The sequence below is a fragment of the Cohnella phaseoli genome, assembly GCF_003386235.1.
GTDB lineage: Bacteria > Bacillota > Bacilli > Paenibacillales > Paenibacillaceae > Cohnella > Cohnella phaseoli.
On the sequence record NZ_QRDZ01000029.1, the window covers coordinates 54501 to 74361 of the forward strand.

Annotated in this window: 20 protein-coding genes; 3 read left to right on the top strand and 17 right to left on the bottom strand. The window is 52.8% G+C overall.

Annotated features, from left to right (window positions below; genetic code table 11):
- Positions 1–107 precede the first annotated feature (107 nt).
- Entirely contained in the window at positions 108–1664 is a 1557-nt protein-coding gene (locus DFP98_RS28685) for an ABC-F family ATP-binding cassette domain-containing protein (protein ID WP_116064076.1), read from the top strand.
- Between the two features lie 94 nt (positions 1665–1758).
- Here the strand turns inward: DFP98_RS28685 and DFP98_RS39285 are convergent, their stop codons facing one another.
- From DFP98_RS39285 to DFP98_RS28765, 17 genes are all read right to left on the bottom strand, one after another.
- A complete protein-coding gene (locus DFP98_RS39285; RefSeq protein ID WP_181917999.1) occupies positions 1759–1899 on the bottom strand; it encodes a hypothetical protein in 141 nt (46 codons plus the stop codon).
- A 16-nt stretch (positions 1900–1915) separates the two neighbouring features.
- Entirely contained in the window at positions 1916–2425 is a 510-nt protein-coding gene (locus tag DFP98_RS28690; RefSeq protein WP_116064077.1) for a GNAT family N-acetyltransferase, read from the bottom strand.
- Positions 2426–2513: 88 nt separating this feature from the next.
- Positions 2514–3155: an HAD family hydrolase gene (locus DFP98_RS28695; protein ID WP_116064078.1), complete on the bottom strand. Its 642-nt coding sequence runs from the start codon at positions 3153–3155 to the stop codon at positions 2514–2516.
- Between the two features lie 105 nt (positions 3156–3260).
- Complete coding sequence (locus DFP98_RS28700; RefSeq protein ID WP_116064079.1) at positions 3261–3965, bottom strand: alpha/beta fold hydrolase; 705 nt, start codon at positions 3963–3965, stop codon at positions 3261–3263.
- 25 nt (positions 3966–3990) lie between these two features.
- A complete protein-coding gene (locus DFP98_RS28705; protein WP_116064146.1) occupies positions 3991–4752 on the bottom strand; it encodes an SDR family NAD(P)-dependent oxidoreductase in 762 nt (253 codons plus the stop codon).
- Between the two features lie 129 nt (positions 4753–4881).
- A complete protein-coding gene (locus DFP98_RS28710) occupies positions 4882–6180 on the bottom strand; it encodes an SWIM zinc finger family protein (RefSeq protein ID WP_116064080.1) in 1299 nt (432 codons plus the stop codon).
- Between the two features lie 140 nt (positions 6181–6320).
- Positions 6321–6632, bottom strand: a complete 312-nt coding sequence (trxA, locus tag DFP98_RS28715) for a thioredoxin (RefSeq protein WP_116064081.1) — start codon at positions 6630–6632, stop codon at positions 6321–6323.
- 188 nt (positions 6633–6820) lie between these two features.
- The gene (locus DFP98_RS28720; protein WP_116064082.1) at positions 6821–7171 is read right to left on the bottom strand and encodes a MerR family transcriptional regulator; all 351 of its coding nucleotides are present in this window, start codon (positions 7169–7171) and stop codon (positions 6821–6823) included.
- 72 nt (positions 7172–7243) lie between these two features.
- Entirely contained in the window at positions 7244–8560 is a 1317-nt protein-coding gene (locus DFP98_RS28725; protein ID WP_116064083.1) for a deoxyguanosinetriphosphate triphosphohydrolase family protein, read from the bottom strand.
- A 26-nt stretch (positions 8561–8586) separates the two neighbouring features.
- Entirely contained in the window at positions 8587–10818 is a 2232-nt protein-coding gene (secA2, locus tag DFP98_RS28730; RefSeq protein WP_116064084.1) for an accessory Sec system translocase SecA2, read from the bottom strand.
- 112 nt (positions 10819–10930) lie between these two features.
- Entirely contained in the window at positions 10931–12724 is a 1794-nt protein-coding gene (locus DFP98_RS28735; RefSeq protein WP_116064085.1) for an ABC transporter substrate-binding protein, read from the bottom strand.
- Between the two features lie 237 nt (positions 12725–12961).
- Positions 12962–13651 carry an AIM24 family protein gene (locus tag DFP98_RS28740; RefSeq protein WP_116064086.1) on the bottom strand — a complete coding sequence of 230 codons (690 nt, stop codon included), beginning with the start codon at positions 13649–13651 and terminating at the stop codon, positions 12962–12964.
- Positions 13641–14135, bottom strand: coding sequence for an SH3 domain-containing protein (locus DFP98_RS28745; protein ID WP_116064087.1), 495 nt, complete (start codon positions 14133–14135; stop codon positions 13641–13643). The genes DFP98_RS28740 and DFP98_RS28745 overlap by 11 nt, the downstream gene beginning before the upstream one ends.
- Before the next feature lie 223 nt (positions 14136–14358).
- Positions 14359–14796 (bottom strand): flavodoxin domain-containing protein, encoded by a 438-nt coding sequence (locus tag DFP98_RS28750; RefSeq protein ID WP_116064088.1) that lies wholly within the window; start codon positions 14794–14796, stop codon positions 14359–14361.
- A gap of 1 nt (position 14797) precedes the next feature.
- On the bottom strand, positions 14798–15286 hold the full coding sequence (locus DFP98_RS28755; RefSeq protein WP_116064089.1) for a MarR family winged helix-turn-helix transcriptional regulator: 489 nt from the start codon (positions 15284–15286) through the stop codon (positions 14798–14800).
- Positions 15287–15372: 86 nt separating this feature from the next.
- Positions 15373–16530: an MFS transporter gene (locus tag DFP98_RS28760; RefSeq protein ID WP_116064090.1), complete on the bottom strand. Its 1158-nt coding sequence runs from the start codon at positions 16528–16530 to the stop codon at positions 15373–15375.
- A gap of 300 nt (positions 16531–16830) precedes the next feature.
- A complete protein-coding gene (locus DFP98_RS28765) occupies positions 16831–17382 on the bottom strand; it encodes a MarR family winged helix-turn-helix transcriptional regulator (RefSeq protein WP_116064147.1) in 552 nt (183 codons plus the stop codon).
- Between the two features lie 171 nt (positions 17383–17553).
- Between DFP98_RS28765 and DFP98_RS28770 the strand changes: the two genes are divergently transcribed.
- Positions 17554–18462 carry a VOC family protein gene (locus tag DFP98_RS28770; protein WP_116064091.1) on the top strand — a complete coding sequence of 303 codons (909 nt, stop codon included), beginning with the start codon at positions 17554–17556 and terminating at the stop codon, positions 18460–18462.
- A 15-nt stretch (positions 18463–18477) separates the two neighbouring features.
- Positions 18478–19764: a leucine-rich repeat domain-containing protein gene (locus DFP98_RS28775; protein ID WP_116064092.1), complete on the top strand. Its 1287-nt coding sequence runs from the start codon at positions 18478–18480 to the stop codon at positions 19762–19764.
- Positions 19765–19861 lie beyond the last annotated feature (97 nt).

A 19861-nucleotide genomic window follows, 5' to 3' on the forward strand; every position in this document is an offset into this window, starting at 1 on the left:
CTCTATTATAACAGTTCGACAGCCGACAATCGAAATCGTTGAGTTTTCCTCCGTTCACCGCTTATAATGGAAGTTAGTGTGTCAATAAAGGAAAAGGTGTCTGATTAATGAGCATATTAACCGTTACGAACTTATCCCATGGCTTCGGAGACCGGGCCATCTTTAACGACGTCAGCTTTCGCCTGCTCAAAGGCGAACACGTCGGACTCGTCGGCGCCAACGGCGAAGGCAAATCGACGTTTATGAACATTATTACGGGCAGTCTGGAGCCGGACGCCGGCAAAGTCGAATGGGCGAAAAAAGTGCGCGTAGGCTACCTCGACCAGCATTCCGTATTGGAGAAAGGAATGACGATTCGCGATGTGCTGCGCGGGGCGTTCCGCTATCTGGTCGACCTGGAAGCCGAAATGAACGGGATGTATGAGAAAATGGGCTCCGTGGAGCCGGACGAGCTGGAGCAGCTGCTGGAGGAAGTCGGCACGATTCAGGACATTTTGACGAACAACGACTTTTATCTGATCGACGCTAAAGTGGAGGAGATCGCCCGCGGCCTCGGACTGGGCGACATCGGCCTTGACCGCGACGTGCACGATCTAAGCGGCGGTCAGCGCACGAAGGTGCTGCTAGCCAAGCTGCTGCTGGAGAAACCGGACATTTTGCTGCTTGACGAGCCGACCAACTACTTGGACGAACAGCATATCACTTGGCTGACGCGTTTCCTGCAAAACTACGAGAACGCCTTTATTCTCGTTTCCCACGACATTCCGTTCCTCAACAGCGTCATTAACCTGGTATACCACATGGGTAACCAGGAGCTGAACCGCTACGTTGGAGATTACGACAACTTCGTGCAACTGCATGAAGCGAAGAAGCAGCAATTGGAGTCGGCCTACAAGCGTCAACAGCAAGAGATCGAGGATCTGAAGGATTTTGTCGCCCGCAACAAGGCGCGCGTCTCTACGCGCAATATGGCGATGTCCCGCCAGAAGAAGCTCGACAACATGGACGTCATCGAGCTCGCCCGCGAGAAGCCGAAGCCGGAATTTAACTTCAAGGAAGCGCGCACTTCGGGACGTCTGATCTTCGAAGCGAAAAACCTCGTCATCGGCTACGACGAGCCGCTGTGTCGTCCGATCGACCTGCTGATGGAGCGCGGCCAGAAGATTGCTCTCGTCGGCGCCAACGGCATCGGCAAGACGACGCTTCTGCGCAGCCTGCTCGGCGAACTGCCGGCTCTGTCGGGAGAAGCGAAGCGGGGCGATAACCTGTTCGTCGGCTATTTCGAGCAGGAGATCAAAAACGTGGCCGATGAAACCTGTATCGAAGCAGTGTGGCAAAACTTCCCGGCGATGACCCAGTTCGAGGTTCGCGCGGCGCTCGCCAAGTGCGGCCTGACGACCAAGCATATCGAGAGCAAGGTGGCCGTGCTGAGCGGCGGCGAGAAAGCGAAAGTTCGGCTGTGCAACCTGATCAACAAGCAGACCAACCTGCTTGTGCTCGACGAACCGACCAACCATCTGGACGTCGACGCCAAGGACGAGCTGAAGCGCGCTCTGAAGGCTTATAAAGGCAGTATTCTGCTCATCAGCCACGAACCGGAGTTTTATCGCGAAGTCGCGACCGATGTGTGGAACTGCGAGACCTGGACAACTAAAGTATTCTAAATTTGTCCGTATTAACCGACAAGGACCGAGCGATTGGGATATGGAGATGAGTCTCCCTCCCGTCGCTCGGTCCTTGTTTGGCTAATCCGGCCGTTCAACCGTTCTTACCGCGCAGCTCGTCGCGGATTTCCTCCAGCGTCTTCTGCATCTGCGTCATTCTTTGCAAGCCGGAATATTGATTGCCGATGATGCCCGCAAAACCGATAATTAGCACGATGGCGATAAACAGCGTCACTTCGTTACCTCCTTGATCAAGGAGCCGCCACCTTCCGCCCCATATAGACGACGTCCCGGTCGATGCCGTCCAGCGTAGTTACGCCAGGTAGCAGCCCCCATTGCTCGAAACCGAACTTCCGCAGCAGCGCAAGACTCGCCTCGTTATGTCCGAACACCAGTGCGATAATATTGCGAATACCCAGACGCGGGCACTCCTCGATCGCTTTACGCAAAAACAAGCTTCCGATCCCCTTGGATCGATATTCGGGATCGATGTAAATGCTAATCTCCGCCGTGCTGTCGTAAGCGGCTCGGCTGTTGAACTTGGAGAAGCTGAGCCAGGCGACGGTCGCACCGCCCTCCTTCATCACCCAGATCGGACGATGCCCGGGCGAATGCTCTTCAAACCATGCTATTCTGTCCTCCAGCGTCACCGGCTCAAGATCGGCGGTCACGCTGCGGCTGGCGATCGTTGTATTGTAGATGGCGACGATTCGTTCAAGATCGTCTCTAGCGGCATTTACGATTTCAAAGATTTGCTGCATGGAACTTCCCCCAAGCGGAAATGTCTCGATGTAATGCGATCTGCTTCATGGCTTGATTATACCGCTCGGAATGACATGTCGCCAATAATTACAACGAGTCGATCGATACTTCCCTAACTGAACGAACGATCCGGTCGGCAGCGGACAAATCCTGGTTGCCCGAGTTTTCATTGACGTAGCCGATACACGCCATCCCTGCCGCTTTCGCCGCAATGATGCCGTTCCGGGAGTCTTCAAGCACAACGCAGCGGCTCGGGTCCGCTACTAGCTGTCTGGCGGCTTCCAGATAGACGTCCGGCGCCGGCTTGCCTTGGTCCACCTCTTCCCCGCTAACGACGCAGGAGAAGTAGGACGCGATGCCGAATTTCGCCAGCACGGCAAGAATAAAATCCTTTGCAGACGAAGAAGCGATTCCTACCGGAATGCCGCGCCGCTTTAACTCTTCCAGCAGCTCCGGAATGCCGTCGATCGGCTCATAGGCGCTTTCCTCAAGCGCCTTGATTTTACCAGCGAGCTGATACGCGATAATTTCATCCACCGTTTGCACTAGCGCTCGCTCGGCGCGGATGATCTTCCACATTTCCGGATTAGTCATGCCGACAAACCGTTCCAGCTCCTCCTGCGTAATTTCTCCGCCCAAATGCCGCATCGTATCGATATCGCCTGCAAAGTGCAGAGGCTCGCTGTCGATAATGACGCCGTCCATATCGAAAATAAACGCCTGTATCATGTTGAAGCTGTCCTCCATTGCATTAGTCTTATTTTGCCGGAACTATTTAAGTTGAACCAATTAAGGGAAGCCCCTTGCATTCCATTGGGTCATCTCTTCGAGGTATTATAAAATAAAGTCCCCAATCGTCCGGTACAACAGCTCTTTCTCCATATGCCGCAGATCGTGACCGGAGTGTTCGAATAAGGCAAAGCTCGCCTCGGTGCATAAGCGTTCGTATCGCCGACAGTCCTCATCGCTGAGCAAACTGTCTTCCAGCTTTCCGCGCAACACTAGCAGCTTCTTGTTGATTCCTTTAGATAGGCGAAGCTGCGTGGATTCCCGCTCGATCCCTCTAACCGCTTCGGGACGAATATGGCGCTGTCGAGAGAACTGGACCTGGTACCTGTTTATGTAATCTTTCGCCCAGCCTTCCGGCATCGCCCTATGCTCGGCTGGATACTCCTGAAGGATGACAGACATGACTCCCGAGGAATGCTTCTCCATGTAGCCGAGCGCATAAGCCACGCCACGGAAAATCCCGTACAGATGAAATCGGTTAAGCTGCGCGTCCCCGACGACGGCCGCGATATCCGAAACGTGGTGCTGCAAGTCGTACCCGTTCTCCGGAGTATCGCTCTGACCGCGTCCTCGAAACGACAGCACTACGCATTTCCGGGGAGACAAATAGGTCATCAGCTCTACGTATTCCTCGGCGGTCTCCGATAAACCCGGACAGATAAGCAGAGGAACCGACGTATCCTGGCCGTTCGAGATGAGATAATGGATTTCAATCTTGCCATTGCTAGCTCGATGCGAACTTATATCCATGCCGCCCCTCCGCCCATCCGATAGATTAGATAGACGGCATTACATTGCCGCCGTTGACCGGAAGATATGCCCCTGTTGTAAAGCTTGCAAGATCGGATGCCAGAAAAGCGACCGCATTGGCGATTTCCTGGTCCGTGCCCCTGCGCTTTAGTGGAACGCTCTGCTCATACGATTGTTGGCGCTCGGTATGGTTCTCCCGATCTCTATCGCTGATCGTCCAGCCCGGAGCGACTTGGTTCACCGTAATGCCGTGCTCGCCGATTTCCTTGGCCAGCACGCGATAGATGCCGTCCATTCCACGTTTGCCCGCCACGTACGCCGATTGCGTCGGAAAATTTTGCATCGCGCATTCCGTGTTGATACCGACAAATCTGCCCCACTTCCGCTCGATCATGCCGGGCGCGAACGCTTTGGCCAAGTAGACGCTTTGCATAACGCAAGAGTCGAACTGGCTGGCATAATCCTCCGGGGCCTGTTCTAATATACTTGTCCACTCGTATTGGACAACCGCGTTGGCGACCACGATGTCAATCGGCGCAAGCTTGGCTTCAATCTCCCGCTTCATGTCGATAATCGACTGCAGATCGGTAATGTCCGCCTTTACGATTGCCGATCTCACGCCCAAGCCGGTCAATTCCTCCTGCAGAGCAACCGCTTGAGCCTCGCTGCTGCGGTAATGAATCGCGACGTTCGCGCCGCACTGCGCCAGCGTGCGTGCCATTACCCTTCCCAATTGCCCGGTTGCTCCGGTTACGAGCGCGGTTCGTTTGCCAAGATCGATTTTCATCGTTTGTCCCCCTTCTTCATTCCACTTCATCATAGGCAACATCCTTCGCGTTGACAACAAAAAATTGGGTTTAAATATATCGATTAATCCTAATCATTCGTTTTCCGACGTTGCTCTTTTTTTCTCATATTACGTTTCCCTCTCTTCTCCAGCTAACTGTTGAAGTTCGCGGTAATATTCGAACTTGCCAGCAAGCAGCAACTGTTCGGCCAACCTCATCTGTTCTTCCTTAAGCTGCAACTCACGATAGGCGGCATATCTGATTTCTTGCCATTTTAATATCCTCCCGGCATGACCCTTGTCCAGCTCCTCACCTTCCAAAGCCAATTGTACAACACGATCGAAATCATTCTCTTGCTTATACTTGGTTATGAGCGATTCCCTAAAGGAGCTGTAGTGGAGATTAGCTACGATAAACTGCTCCGTTTCCTCCGCAGAACCATATTCCCGAAGAATACCAAGCCATATTCCGTGTAAAGCTTCACTCGTATACTTCTGATATTCTTGGCTTGCGTATGCGTGTACGAGATCTTCTATATTCGCTTTTAGCGCATTTCTTAAGGTTTCAACATCGGCAAACTGAGCACACATGCCCAGAAGAGCAACTCTGTAATCCTCCCAGTCATCGAAGGTCGTTCTTTCGCTCTCCTGCAACAGTTTCCGAAATAACCGCTCTCTCAATTCCGGCTCCCAGTTGGCATTGTCTGCTAGCGCCTCATGTAGTTGATCCACCGCTTCGTCCGCCAGCCAGCCGATGTCACCGTCGGAATCGTCCGCATACTGGAAAGCTTCTACAGCCTCAACCAGCACAAGGCACGCTATATCCGTCGTCAAAAGTACGTTTTCGGTTTCCCAGGCCTTCTCCAGCACCTCAGCTATCTCTTTCGCAAAACTGCCGACTTTCCGGTATTCTATAAAACCGCCCCTGCCCGTATATTTTTTGACGATAGCTGCGATCAATTTCTTGCATCTATCAAGCTCTTCGGCATCGCTGCCTTGAGAATATTTTAAAATGAGGCTATTTTTCAAGACGCCATCCTGCTGTGCCATCTCTACGATAACCTCAATTAATTGCTCCTTGGAGAGCGCGCTTAAGACCTCTGCCAATTTCGGATGCGTGACTGCCGGTCCTTGTATAACCTCTATGTCGCTATCGTCGTCGAGAATGTCGCGCAATTCATAATAAGCCGCAACCTCATGTTTGCAAACCGAGCCCAGGTCATACGGACAATCGCAAACAGAGCGCTCAATCCTTCCGCTCTCGTCGATTGTTATCTCTACCTCGTATACTTCGCTGCCTTCAACCTGCACAAAGTATTGATTCTTTCCCTGGCAGAGAACCTCCAGTATATTCCCTTCTATGTAGTAACCATAGCCTCTTTCCAAAATCGTGCGATCTATCTCGTTCTCAAAATGACGAATATTCATTTTTTATCACCGCTATCCTATATTAGGTTCAGTATCAACACCATAATATCACAGGCTCCGGCATGCTGTATCGCAAAAAAACTACCCCAAGTTTTTACACCAAGGGTAGGTTCTCATTTCATTTTTGAAGCCCAGCTTTTTCAAACATATTTCGCGAGCAAATTCTCGTACGCCGATTTCGGTCTGAAGCCGACCAGCTTCTCGACCGGTTGTCCGTCGCGAAACAGCAGCACCGTCGGCATCGACATGACGCCATACGTCGAAGCCGTTTCCGGCGATTCGTCGCAATCGACTTCCAGCACGGTGACTTTCTCCCCGTACTCGGCCCCGATCTCGTTCATAATCGGCTTAAGCATTTTGCAGGGCGGGCACCAGACCGCTCCAAAATCGACGAGCGCCAAGCCCTGGCTCGGAAGATTTTCCGTTAAGTTCGCATCGTTAACTCGAATCATATCGCCGCTTTGCCTCCTTTGCTTGCTAGGGCGTGTCTGAAAACCCGCTCAGGGGCATCTTTCACCGCCTTTTCGCCCCCTGCTTCGTCACTTTTGCTTGACGTACCTCCGGTACGCCTTCACAAAAGTTCCTTGCATGGAACGAAAATTCGGCAAAATTTGCTGCCCTCGGAGTATTCAGACACGCCCTAATCTTTTTTCCGAATCGATCGGATTCTGTCCAGCAGGTTGGCGCGAATCTGACTAAGCTCGGCAATTTGGGCATCGATTTCCCGCAGCTTGCTTTCGTATACCGGAAGCACTTCCCGGCAGAAGGCTTCTTCATTTTTAAGCACGCAATGAAGAAAGCTCGCAATCTGCTCCGTCGTCAGCCCCAAAGCCAAATAAAGCCGGATCGTTTGTACCTGCTCCACGGCAAGGGGCGAGTATTCCCGGTAACCGTTGCTGCCGCGGACCGAGGTCAGCAGCTTCCGTTCCTCATAGTACCGGAGCGAACGTATGCTGACTCCGGTTTTGGCGGACAATTCCCCGATTTGCATGGCTGCTCCCCCTTGGCGGTCGATTCCTAACAAGCATAAACCCTGACATTGATGTCAGGGTCAAGGAAAATTTTAATCGCGTTCGTAGATCGAGCCGGAGCGGCTGGCGTAAAATTCGGCGTACACCTTCTCCGCATAAGCGTCCGTCATGCCGGAGATGTAGTCGGCGGCAAGCCGCTCCCACGGCCATTTCGCCTTCTGCGCCTCGTAGCTGGAGAGCCAATCCGGGGGAATAATCAACCGCCCGGTGTCGTAGTTTTTGAAGCTGCCCCACAGTCGTTCGATCATAACCTCGCTCCGCTTATGCAGCCTCTGTACGCGAAAATCTTTGATCAAGGTCACCCAAGCGAGCTTCTTCAATATTTCCATCGTCCGCAGCAGTCCCCAATCCCGCTGCCCCTCGCGCACGAACGTCACCTTTTTCCAGCCGCTCGCCGCATCGTCGATAATGCCGACCTCGCTGGCAAACTTTCGTACCCAGCGCGCTTTCATTTCCCGGCGGGTTCGCGACGGCTCGCGCTCGCATTCCACGTAGATCTGCGCCCATTGCTCGTAGAACTCGATCAGCACGCGCTTAACCATCGCCTCCTGATCGACGCCCTGCCAGTTGCCGGCGGAGTAGTTCGGGTCTTCCGTAATCTCCTGCAGCACGTGAGCGACAACCCGATCATCCTCGAAGAAGGCGCGATCCATCAAAATTTTCCCGGCTCGAATGCCGTCCTCCAGATCGTGGGTCGAATAAGCGATATCGTCGCACAGATCCATCAGTTGGGCTTCCAGCGTCGCGCAGCTTTCAGGCATTCCCCACGTCTGTCGAAGAAACTCGATGCCTTCCCATTCCTTGCGATAGACGCCTTTGTTCCTCCCCGGATCGTCGATGCAGTACGGGTATTTGTTGATCGCCAGCAGCACCGCCGCTGTCAGATCCAGGCCGCTGTCGCTGCCCGCCCGCTTCTCCAGGAACATGAGGATGCGAAAATTTTGCGCGTTCCCCTCGTACTTCAGGCCGTGCTCCGCGCGGAGAAGGCGATCCAGCACCTCTTCTCCTTTATGTCCGAACGGCGGATGGCCCAGGTCATGGGCAAGCGATGCGCATTCCACAACCTCGGGATCGATCGTCAAGCCGGGATGCTCCTTCACCGCCAGGAACGGATACGACTTGCCAAGCCGCCTAGCCACTTCTCGGGCAATTTGCGACACTTCCAGGGAATGGGTCAGCCGCGTCCGGTAGTAGTCTCCCGAGCCGGCGCCGAACACTTGGGATTTTCCTTGCAGTCTACGAAAAGCCGGAGACTGAATCAGCCTCGCGTAATCTTTCTCAAACTCGTCGCGGTCGTCCCCGGAATGGATGTTCTCGGTATCGTATAATCTCATCTTTCTGACGTTCATGCGATGTCTCCCTTGCACAACTTCGTTTAGAAGTTGAAAATACTCGTCTTCTTCTCCATAAACTGATCCTGGATCAGATAGGTCCACGTTCTCGCTGGCGGCTTAAAGCCCATCCGCTCCCATTCCGCACGATCGCCGGTGCCTGAGGCATCGAGCCTCCTAAGCGCCTTAACCGTCTCCTTCTCCAGTTTATCCGGAATCTGCTCGAAGGCGTGTATGATCCGGTGATGAAATTCGTCGACCGGGTTGCGGTTCGCCAGACTTTCCAGATGGATGCCTTCGCGAATGTAGGAGACGTAAGCGAGATGATCCGCCCAAGCCTTGTCCATCAAATACAGTCGGATGTGCTTCTCGCGATCGCTCATGCCGCTGCGATCGTGCAGCACCGCTTCGCGCTGGTCATGGTGAATGCGCCGCTGCTCCTCCACCATATCCGAATACTTGTTCAGCGTCTTGCGCAGCTCGAAATTTTGCCCCATCACGACGCGCTGAATATGATCCATTTTTTTGCTGAACACCGAAGCGGACAGCTCCTCGTCCTGTTTGCCCGTCCGGTAAGCGGCCGGAATCGCTTTCTCGATGCCGAACCGATTGATCAGTTCGTCCTCCAGACAGACGTAAAACCGCGAAGACCCAGGGTCTCCCTGCCTCCCGGCGCGGCCTCTCAGCTGATTGTCGATGCGCGCGCTCTCGTTCATATGCGTGCCGATGACGTACAAGCCGCCGAGCCTTGCCACTTGTTCCGCTTGGGCGGCGTCCGCCGCGCCGAGACGGATGTCAACGCCGCGTCCGGCCATGTTCGTAGACACCGTGACTGCGCCCAGCTCTCCCGCGCGCGCAATAATTTCCGCTTCCTTCTCGTCGTTCTTGGCGTTAAGGACATGGCAGCTCACGTTCGCCTTATGAAGCTCCTCCGCCAATTGATCGGATTCCTCGACGCTGCTCGTTCCGATCAGAATCGGACGTCCCGTCGCATGCACCTCCGCAATCTCCTGAACGAGAGCTTTGAGCTTCGCTTCCTTATGCGTGTAGATCCGGCTCTCGTGATCGACGCGAATGCGCGGCCGATTGGGCGGAATCTGGACGACGCTTAGCGCGTACGTCTCCTCGAACTCGTCCGCAGAGTCCTGCGCCGTAGCCGTCATACCGCTAATTTTCGGGTACAGGCTGAGCAGATGCTGCAGCGTGATCGTGCCGAGAATTTTGCCCGACGACTTCGTCTCGATGCCTTCCTTCGCCTCAACGGCGGCTTGCAGGCCGTCCGGCCAATGGCGGTTTTGCGCTACGCGTCCCGTATAAGGATCGATAATTTCCAGCTTGCCGTCGCGAACGACGTAATCGACGTCGCGCTTAAGCAGCGATTCCGCATGCAATGCACAATTTAATGCCGTTAATAAATTGCTGTTATGCGCTTCGTACAGATTGCCTGTGCCAAGCCGTTTCTCCACCTTCTCCGAGCCGGATTCGGTTAGGAAAACATTGCGCTTGTTCTCGTCGAAGTCATAATCCTCGCCCAACGCCAACTCCTTGGCCAGCTTCGCCATCCGCCCCCCGTCATTGCCGCCGGAGGCCACTTCCCCGGCAATGACCAGGGGCACGCGCGCCTCGTCGATCAATAGCGAATCCGCCTCGTCTACGATCGCATAATGGAACGGACGATGCACAATGTCGTTGTTCGTCATGGCGATCGTATCCCGCAAATAATCGAACCCGGCCTGCTTGGCCGTCACATAAGTAATGTCGGCCGCATACGCCTGCCGGCGCTCCTCCGTCGTCATGTCCTCCTTGACCGAAGCGACCGTCAGCCCAAGAAACCGATAGACCGGTCCCATCCATTGCGCATCGCGTCCGGCCAAGTAATCGTTGAAGGTCAGCACATGCACGCCCATGCCTTGCAGCGCGTTCAAATAAGCGGGCATCACCGCTGCGAGCGTCTTGCCCTCGCCGGTCTGCATCTCGACCATATTGCCGTCGTGGAGCGCCGCTGCGGCCATCATCTGCACATCGTAAGGACGCATGCCCAGCACTCGGCTCGCCGCCTCCGACGCGATGGCGAACGCTTCGACCAGAATGTCGTCCAACGCCGTTCCCGACCGCGCCTTTTCCCTTAATTTAGCCGATTCGGCCTTTAACCGATTATCGTCCCACCCCGTCAAATTCCGTTCGGAGATCGCGTTCAGCTTGTCCGTGTACGCTTTAAGTTTATGTTGAACAAACCGGCTCTTGACCTTCTGCATAAGCCTGCTGGCAAAATTCATTCAAACAATCCCTTCCGACAATATTCGTTCTAATTTCTATTATAGGGTCATTTCGGGCGAAATCCTAGCAACCGTTCGGGTAAAGCGACGAATCCGCCTTCCTTGCGCCCGTTTAATCGCATTTCTCCAACCAAATATCCTTAAAGTCGATCCAGCCTAACGAGTTCAGGCCAACGCCCTTGACCGTAGGATGGATATACATGTTGAGCTTCTTATGAAGAACGAACGTAACGTGCGCTTCCTCTCGCAATCGGTCTTCTATCGCATCCAGCAACTGGCGGCGAACGGCCGGATCGGGAGCGGCAAGCGTCTTGTCGATCTGCCGCTTCACCCACTCGCCTATGTCCGGATGAAGATGCTCCTTAAGAAAATTGCCGTTCTGCTCGTAGTTCTCGATCTCGCACACGTCCTCAACGGCGAATACGAGACAGAACAGCATCGCGTCGGCGCTTGGCAAGACGCCTTCCTTACGAACGCTGGCATGTGTCGTGAAATGGAGTTTGATATTTACTCCGAAGTCCGCGCAGCGCCGCTCGATCCAGTGGGCGTCGGACGAGTTCGAGCCGTAGGTGGAAATCACGATCTCCTCTCCGTTATACCCCGATTTGAGCAGAAGCCGCCTAGCCTCGCGCTCGTCCATCTCTTCGTTCAGATAGGGCGTTTGCAGCGTTGGCCTGAAGCCCCGTGCAGGATAGATCCGATCCTCGCCCAGATCGCGAATCATCTGCTTGCGATTGAGGAAGAGACCGAACGCCCTCCGAAAATCCATGGATTGCTGCGGTCCGTCCTTGCTCGAATTCCACATCATCAGCATGCTTCCCCTGCACAGCGCCTCAATCTTGTCCCAGCTGTCGTTCTGCCGACGATCGTACAACTTCTTGCCGTGCAACAGTTGACGCCATTCGGCGTTCTCCGAGTGCTTGGCCGTCTCCTTGGGCATAAAGGCGATGACGACGCGATCCAAATGCGCCCGGCCGCGATAGTACTCCCGATGGGCTGCCAGCTCGCAATGATCATTCGTCAAGCTCGTCACGCGAAACGGCCCGGTCCCGGACGGCTTGCTCCAGAACGCCTCGTCCTCCGCTTCTCTCGGTAAAATCGACATTCCGTTGGAGCTGGCGAACCTGGGAAAAATGACGTTCGGCTGGTTCAGCCGTACGCGAACGCCGCGAGAGCCGACGCATATCACATCCTTCACCGTCCTGACCAGCCAGCTTGAAGGCTGGTTACCGCGCAGCCTCTCGAACGTAAAGCGAACATCTTCCGCTTGCAGCTCCCTGCCATGGTGGAATCGCACGCCTTTGCGCAAGTAGAACGTCCATTCCGTCGCTTCCGGGTTGGACTCCCAATAATGGGCCAGCCCCGGCGTTAACATCCCGGTGGAAGCGTCGTATTCGACCAAGCGGTCGTACAGCTGTCTCATCATGTGAGCATCGACCGAAAAGTAAACCTGCTTAGGGTCCAGCGTCAGAATCGGCTCGAACATCGGAAATCTCAGCGTATCCGCCATTTCATCCCCTTGAGCCGGCTCGGATTGATAGCCGAATTGATCGTTGAGCCACATAATAAAACGATCCACCGTCGTGGACTCCGCGCCGAACTCATGCAGCAGCTCGAACGCCTGCTTATATTCCCCTTTGCGGGCCATCTCCTGCGCTCTCTCGACAAGGAAGGGCTCCTTCTCCGCCAAGAAAACGATGCGCGAAACGTTCCCTCTTCCTCTACCCGACCGCCACTGGATCAACCGCTCCTCGACCAGTCTGCGAATCACAATCTTCGCGTTGCGAGACGTACAGTACAGCGCGCCGGACATCTCTTCGATCGTCGCTTCGGCTTCCTCGCCGACAATCGCCCGATTTCCGAAATGATTTAATAGCATTAAATATTTTTCCGTCGATAGCGACATAACTACCTCCTAGAAAAGGGGAAGCGAGTATTAAGGCAGGATCGACTAATTCCTCTTTTAACTCTAGCATAACGGGGACGGGAACAAAGGGCAATCCCGAATCTCATCTACGCTACAACAACAAGGAGCTGTCTCCTAAGTAAAAGAGTCGCACGAAAAGATGACCGATCATCTTTGACGCTCCTACTTATGAGACAGCCCCCAGCTGTTCCTCGGAACAGCTCCGAAACGTACCCGCTATCGAATATATACGCCGCCAAATGGAAGAAGCTCCCGCAGCGTTCTCCTGACGATGCTGTCCTTATGGATCTGGTCCTCCAGAGCGCTATCGCGAAAGCCCGTCTGCATCAGAATCGGACCGGTGCCCGTCATCTCCCATTGCACGTTCATATGCTGGGTGGCCAAAGGATTGCCGTAGACGGACAGCTTAATGCTCGCATTTTCCGGGTAGGCCACAAGGGAGCCGGCTTCCACGAACAACGGAACATATGGATCGAGCTGCAGCGTCGCGATCGACCCGGAAGACAGCAGTCCGATTCGTCCGGGCCCGGAAAATCTCATCCGTACCAGCTCCCGGGTAATCCAGGCGTTCTTGAACGTCTGCACCCTGCTTTTCATCGTCATGCCATCTGTGTAAAATAGCACATGGCGAAAGTCGAACAACAAATTGCTGTCCTCCGGAATGTCGACAACCTCCATCAGGCAGCCGGGCATCATTCCGAGAATAAGGCTTGCCGGACCGCGCAGCTCCGACTTGATCAGCTTGCGCTTGCGATACATCCCGGACAGATCCATAAAGCGATCCTCGCGATGGCGCGGGTCCCCATGAAAGGCAAGCAGCGCTTTCGGGTGCAGCAGCTGCAACGTCTCCTCGCCGTCCAGATCAATGCGAACGTGTCCCAGATTCGGCGGCGCATCAACCCGCATTTCTCATCCCTCCGCGCAGCCGTTTTCTTCTCCGCCATTCGGAATAGCGCCACAGTCGGATCGACAGCACATAACCGACAACCAGCGCAACGGCCGCCCCGATCATCGTCATCCATCTACGATACATGGCCTGCTTGTCCGCTTTGTCCTTCTCGAGCTGTTCCAGCCGATCCGTGAGCAGCGTGTTCTGCGTCCGCAGCTCCTCATTCTGCTGTCGGTACAGCTCGTTCTCTGCCCGCATCCGCTCCTGTTCGGCCGAATAGGCATCCAACGAGGCTTCCGCCTCGGTCAGCTTACGGCGCTGCTCCTCCAGCGAGCGGGCCGTTTCCTCATACTGCTCGCGAAGCTCGTCCACCTTGTCCGGGGCGTTATAAATGTCTCTGATCCGATCAAACATGCCTGCCTCCGCCGGCAGCGCTGGCAGCGCGACGGACAGCAGCAGCGCCAGAACGAATCCGTGTCTCAGAAGTCTGCGCCCACCCATATTTCTCCTCCTCCTAGGGCGTGTCTGCAAACCCGCTCAGGGGCACCTTTCACCGCCTTTTCGCCCCTGCTTGATCGATTCGCCAGCATTTCCCTACATTTTTCGATTATTTTCTACTATACCATATGTTGCCCGGGAAGCACGATACGAGGAAAAAGACCTCGCCCGCTTTGCAGCGGAATTCGAGGCCCTTCTCTCGTTCATCGTTTATTGTAACCGCAGCTTACCGATGTTTAATGATCTCGGCAAAAGCTTTTATTTTATCTACGAAAATCCCCTTCAGCTGATCCGTTCCCTCTTTCGGCGCAGCATACGCTTTATACCCGCCAAAAGACGCTATGCAGACGGCAGCCTCTTTCAGATCTCCGGGAATGTTCCGCTCGATGATTTCTTCCGTTTCCTTCGGTTTCTCGTTGCAAATAAAGTAACCCGCTCGCTTGGTCAATAACTCGTCGTGGTTTTTTTTGATAAAGTCGCGCAGCGGTTTGTAGATTTTCCCGTCTCTTACCCCTGCGCCTAAAATAACACTCTCAAATCCTTCCAGCTTGGGCTTCTCCGCTTCAACGTTACAAATCGTGCATTCCGAGAGTTCTTCCGTTAGCATCTTTACACATTGCTCGGTTGCTCCTGTTTTCGTTGCGTATAGCACCAATACCGCCACTTTAATTCCCCCCCGATATATTGGAATTGAGTTCGTGAATCTGTTCCTCCAAAACCGTACATGCTTTGTCTAAGAACTGTGCAATAAGCTCAAGCTCTATATCCTCATAACTGGAAGCCAACCGGATCATCGCTGTGTGAAGAGATAAATAAATGTCGCTGACTTCTTTCTTATTTTCATATACCGGAACGAGAATCACTTTCCGACGATCTTTGGGATCAGGCTGCCTGCGGACGTAGTCGCTTTTCTCAAGTCGATCGATTAACGCCGTAACGCTGCCTGTCGTAAGCCCGGTAAATTTCGCTAGTTCGCCTGCAGTAATCGGACCCTTCTCGTGCAAAATATCAATCGCCAAAAAATCGCTGTTATTCAAGCCCAAACGGGATGCCACATTTTGCTGGTAAATCACTGTGCGAGCGCCAAGTCCGCGCATGCGCAAGGTGAGGTTCTCCTGCTGCTGCGTGGGTTGATTATGCTTGTCGTGGGGCAATCGTCTTTTCCTCCTCCGAAAAATATATCTTGATTATAAAGATACTATACAATCAAGATATATGAAAAGGAGTTTTAAAGCAAGTTTCATCCCCCTGCTTCAACAGAGGAATCCTTGCGAATCAGACATGCGGACAATAAACCGACGCCGAGAACGACGGCAAGCAGCAAAAAGGTCAGCGTATAACTCCCCAATGCCATAAATCGGATGGACAGGATCGGTCCCAGACTGGTTCCCGCAAAAAGAATAAACGTATAGACAGAAACCGCGATTCCCCGCGATTTGCCGCCCAACTGACCGATCAACGAGATCAGAGCAGGAACGGATACCGCGATTCCGGCTACGAAAACCACGCTTGTCGCAACCATCACAACTAAATTCGAACTGAGACCAAGCGAAGCCAGTGCTGCAATCGCCGCGCCTAATCCCCAGCGAATTACGGCATGTACGCCGAATCGCTGCGTCAGCATGCCCGCAAATGGAGAAATGAGCATGCCCACAACGCCGATCGATCGGATATACAAAATATGCCGCGCATCAAGGCTAAAATCAGGCCCCGCCAAATAACTGCCCAAAACTGTGTACATACTGACAAAGGACATCAACAGCACCAAAGCGATGATGTAGCTCAACACGATGTTTTTTTGCTTGAAGAGCGATGGCATCCGTCTAATCGGATCCCAAATGTTCGCGCTGGCAGATCGGGTCTCCTCTCTCGGCAAACCGATTGCCACCAGAAGCAGAGTGGCTGCGTAAACAACGGCGAGAACAACAAACACCGTATTCCAGCCATACTGCTGATTGACTATGCCGCTGATCACCTGACCGACAATCCCTGCGACCAGAAATCCTGTACTGATAAAGCCGATTGCGGTTACCCTCCTGGCTGCAGGGAACATCTCGACGGCGTAAGCAAGCGCAACGGGAGAAAAGGTAGCTGCGGCAGCGCCTTGCATAAATCTCAGAATAACGAGCCCAGAAAAGCTATTTACCATTCCGAGCAATAGAGATAGGAGTACTAAAGCGACAAGTCCGATCACGATCACTCGCTTGCGTCCATACTTTTCGGACAACGGGCCATAGATCAAGCAGCCTAAGGCAAACCCCGCCGAAAATCCGCTCCCGGCCGCAGCGGCTTGCGTTAATGAAATCCCGAAAGCATCGGCAAACACAGAGGAAAGCGGGATTGTGACATATAAACTGGACATAACGACCATTCCGGCCCAGCAAAGAATAAAAGTCATAAGAGAATAGTTTTTTGACAAATGGATACACCTCGTTATTATGCGATTTCATATAAGTTGTTCATATAAGTTGAACCAATGAAGGGAAAGCCCATTGCATTCTAAAAGGGATGGTTTTACCGACTTCAGACAGGTTGTTTTGGGCTGCTTGGATCGATAAGAACTTTATAGGTAAGCAGCCCAAAGCCAAAACTCGCGGCAAAACCATTCCCTTTCTCCATTCCATTGGGTTAATTCTTCGAGGTATCTTTGGTTCAACTTGTATAGTTAGACAATCTAATTATATGTCCAAAAAAAATTTTAACGCCCCACCCCCAATCGTTTTTCAATGCCGGCATTTAGCTTCACCAGTATTTTATCCAACAGAATCGCCTCTTCTTGATCCAGATCATTCATGATCGAGGAGCAGGCAGACCAAAACGTGGGCAATACAAGGTCCAGCAGCCGCCGTCCTTCCGATGTCAGGCTGACATGAATCATTCGACGATCCTGTTCGCTTGGCTCGCGGAAAATCAAGCTTCGTTTTTCCAGCCAGTCCAGCATTGCCGTCACCGAAGCTCGTCTGATTCCCAATCTGTCCGCAAGCGAAGACGGCGAAATAAATTCTCTGCTTTCGTGAAGCTTAAGCAGCAGCAGCAAATCCAATTTGCTTTCGGTAATATCGAACGGCGCCAGCTCCACATCGACCGCATCCAGAAAATGATCGCTGAACCATAGCATTAACAGCCCTAGCCGGCCGGAGGTTCGGTTTGTCTCTCCATCGGCGGTCTTGTCCAATAATTCCAAATAAGGCGTAATCCCCAGCTTGGGCAATTGATCCAAACCGCTTTCCCTCCTGCTTTTCTTGTTCATCGTCTCACCCGGCATATAATTAGATTATCTAACTAAATCCAATATACCGGATCAGCTAGATAAATGCAACAGTCGTTTTATAGTTCCACAGACCTATAATCCTCTATTTCGAAACGTTAGGTTCTTTATGATAAAATAAAAGTCAAATCCATGTTTAGGGAGGAAAATGATATGCAGCCCATCACCCCGCATCTGTGGTTTGACAAAGGGGCGAAAGACGCCGCGGAGTTCTACTGCTCCGTTTTTCCGGACTCCCGAATCACGAGCTCGACCGTTCTGTACGACACTCCTTCGGGCGAATGCGATCTTGTATCGTTTCTCGTCTGGGGACAACCGTTTATGGCTATCTCCGCAGGACCGTACTTCAAGATCAATCCTTCGATCTCGTTCACCGTCAATTTCGATCCTTCCCGGGAGACGAACGCAAGAGAAATGATCGACGAAGCTTGGGGCAAGCTTGCCGACGGCGGAACTGCGCTGATGCCGCTGGACAAATATCCATTCAGCGAACGATACGGCTGGATCCAGGACAAGTACGGCGTCTCCTGGCAGCTGATGCTAACCAATCCCGAAGGCGAGCCTCGCCCCCCGATTATCTCTTCCCTCCTGTTCGTGGGCGACAACTGCGGCAAGACGGAGGAAGCAAGAGAATTCTATCTGTCCTTCTTCCGCAATGCCAGACCCGGCTCGCTGTTTCGTTACGGACCCGGTATGGAGCCGGACCGCGAAGGCACCGTTATGTTCAGCGATTTTATGTTGGAGAATACCTGGTTTACGGCAATGGACAGCGCGCACTCGCACAACTTTCAATTTAACGAGGCTGTCTCCCTGTTGATCAACTGCGAGACGCAGGAGGAAATCGACTACTATTGGGACCGCCTGTCCGCGGTGCCTAATGCCGAGCAATGCGGCTGGTTGAAGGACAAATACGGAGTTTCCTGGCAAATCTCCTCCGTCCGGATGGATAAAATGTTGGCCGAAGGCACTCCGGAACAACGCAGTCGCGTTACCAAAGCGTTCATGAAAATGAAGAAGTTCGACTTGGCGGAGCTGGAGAAAGCGTATTTGGGGAATCTATAATATCGGAGGTACGTTTTGGATATCACTCAGGATTTCATTGACGACGGTTTCAAAGCCTACATCATGGAAACATTTTGCGGCAATCGCGGGACGATTCTGCTCGGCGATGTAGATCGAGTAGAGTCGTTGCAGCTTGCCAATCACCAATATTCAAGCTTAAAAGGAATCGAGCATTTTGCCTCCCTGGAGGAACTGGATTGCTCTTTCAATAGCTTGACGGAACTTGATCTTAGCCGCAATCGCCTTCTGAAGACGCTCGATTGCGCTGCAAACCAATTAACCTCGCTCGATACGGCCAATCATCCGAACTTGGAAAAGCTGTCTTGCAGATACAACGCGCTGACTCGGCTGGATACAAGCCGCAATCCGCTCTTGAAAGAGCTCGACTGCAACAAGAACGAAATTGCTTCCTTAAGTTTGAAGGACAATGCCCTATTGGAAACGATCGATTGCGGGTTTAACCGGATCCGGAATCTTGATGTACGTCACAACGTTATGCTCGTCAAGCTGATCTGTTATTGGAATATCCTTTCGGAATTGAACGTAGAGCAAAACGTAAATTTGCAGGAGCTTAACTGCGGTTACAATTCCCTGTTTGATTTGAACCTGAGTCATAACCTCCGGCTTGCCCGGCTGGATTGCGGGAACAATTATTTAATCGGCCTGGATGTAACGACCTGTGCGGAATTGTCGGATATCCGCTGCAATAACAATCATCTCAAACATTTGGACATAAGCGGGAATACGGTACTGCGGGGATTAAGATGCTTCAACAATCATATCGCGAGCTTGGATCTCAGCCATAATGCGCATTTGGTCGAACTTTTTTGCTCGGAGAACAAAATAACGAAGCTGGATACCGCCCATAACCCCAAGCTGAAGCAGTTGAATTATGCCGATAATCTGATTGTCGAATCGGATCATGCGGTCAAAGGGGTTGGAGTTTTTCAATACGATGTTTCGATGTCTTCCTATGCTTCTACGCTGAGCTACGGAGGGCATGAGCTTTCGGTTAGAACGGAAGCGGCCACCAAAGCCGATATGAAACGATTGTCTTCTGTCATCAGGAACGCGTGGGAAAACTTGGACGAATTAATCGGCAGCGCGCTTGGTCTGATTGCCGAAGCTCATCCCGACGAAGATGTGAATGAGCTGGTATTGTCCGAGCTTGAATTTAGTGTGGATAGCTCCTTTCGATTAGGCTACGATGCAGGCGATACTCCGGCCGGTAATCTGTATATTTACGTCGCTTTTGATAAACAGCTGAAAATAGACAGCGAGCTCGTGTATGAAACGTATTGATTGATTCGGGGGCGCTGTCTCATAAGTAAAAAGTCGTACGAAAGAAGGAATGGCGTCGTGCATGTATGGGACAGCACCCCCGTTGTTTATTTAAGGT

Coding starts and splice junctions, on each gene's coding strand:
- DFP98_RS28700 (WP_116064079.1), bottom strand. CDS start 3,965: ATGGATATAAGTTCGCATCGAGCTAGCAATGGCAAGATTGAAATCCAT.
- DFP98_RS28695 (WP_116064078.1), bottom strand. CDS start 3,155: ATGATACAGGCGTTTATTTTCGATATGGACGGCGTCATTATCGACAGC.
- DFP98_RS28765 (WP_116064147.1), bottom strand. CDS start 17,382: ATGAACAAGAAAAGCAGGAGGGAAAGCGGTTTGGATCAATTGCCCAAG.
- DFP98_RS28705 (WP_116064146.1), bottom strand. CDS start 4,752: ATGAAAATCGATCTTGGCAAACGAACCGCGCTCGTAACCGGAGCAACC.
- DFP98_RS28760 (WP_116064090.1), bottom strand. CDS start 16,530: ATGACTTTTATTCTTTGCTGGGCCGGAATGGTCGTTATGTCCAGTTTA.
- DFP98_RS28710 (WP_116064080.1), bottom strand. CDS start 6,180: ATGAATATTCGTCATTTTGAGAACGAGATAGATCGCACGATTTTGGAA.
- DFP98_RS28770 (WP_116064091.1), top strand. CDS start 17,554: ATGCAGCCCATCACCCCGCATCTGTGGTTTGACAAAGGGGCGAAAGAC.
- DFP98_RS28745 (WP_116064087.1), bottom strand. CDS start 14,135: ATGGGTGGGCGCAGACTTCTGAGACACGGATTCGTTCTGGCGCTGCTG.
- trxA (WP_116064081.1), bottom strand. CDS start 6,632: ATGATTCGAGTTAACGATGCGAACTTAACGGAAAATCTTCCGAGCCAG.
- DFP98_RS28735 (WP_116064085.1), bottom strand. CDS start 12,724: ATGTCGCTATCGACGGAAAAATATTTAATGCTATTAAATCATTTCGGA.
- DFP98_RS28685 (WP_116064076.1), top strand. CDS start 108: ATGAGCATATTAACCGTTACGAACTTATCCCATGGCTTCGGAGACCGG.
- DFP98_RS28690 (WP_116064077.1), bottom strand. CDS start 2,425: ATGCAGCAAATCTTTGAAATCGTAAATGCCGCTAGAGACGATCTTGAA.
- DFP98_RS28725 (WP_116064083.1), bottom strand. CDS start 8,560: ATGAACGTCAGAAAGATGAGATTATACGATACCGAGAACATCCATTCC.
- secA2 (WP_116064084.1), bottom strand. CDS start 10,818: ATGAATTTTGCCAGCAGGCTTATGCAGAAGGTCAAGAGCCGGTTTGTT.
- DFP98_RS28740 (WP_116064086.1), bottom strand. CDS start 13,651: ATGCGGGTTGATGCGCCGCCGAATCTGGGACACGTTCGCATTGATCTG.
- DFP98_RS28720 (WP_116064082.1), bottom strand. CDS start 7,171: ATGCAAATCGGGGAATTGTCCGCCAAAACCGGAGTCAGCATACGTTCG.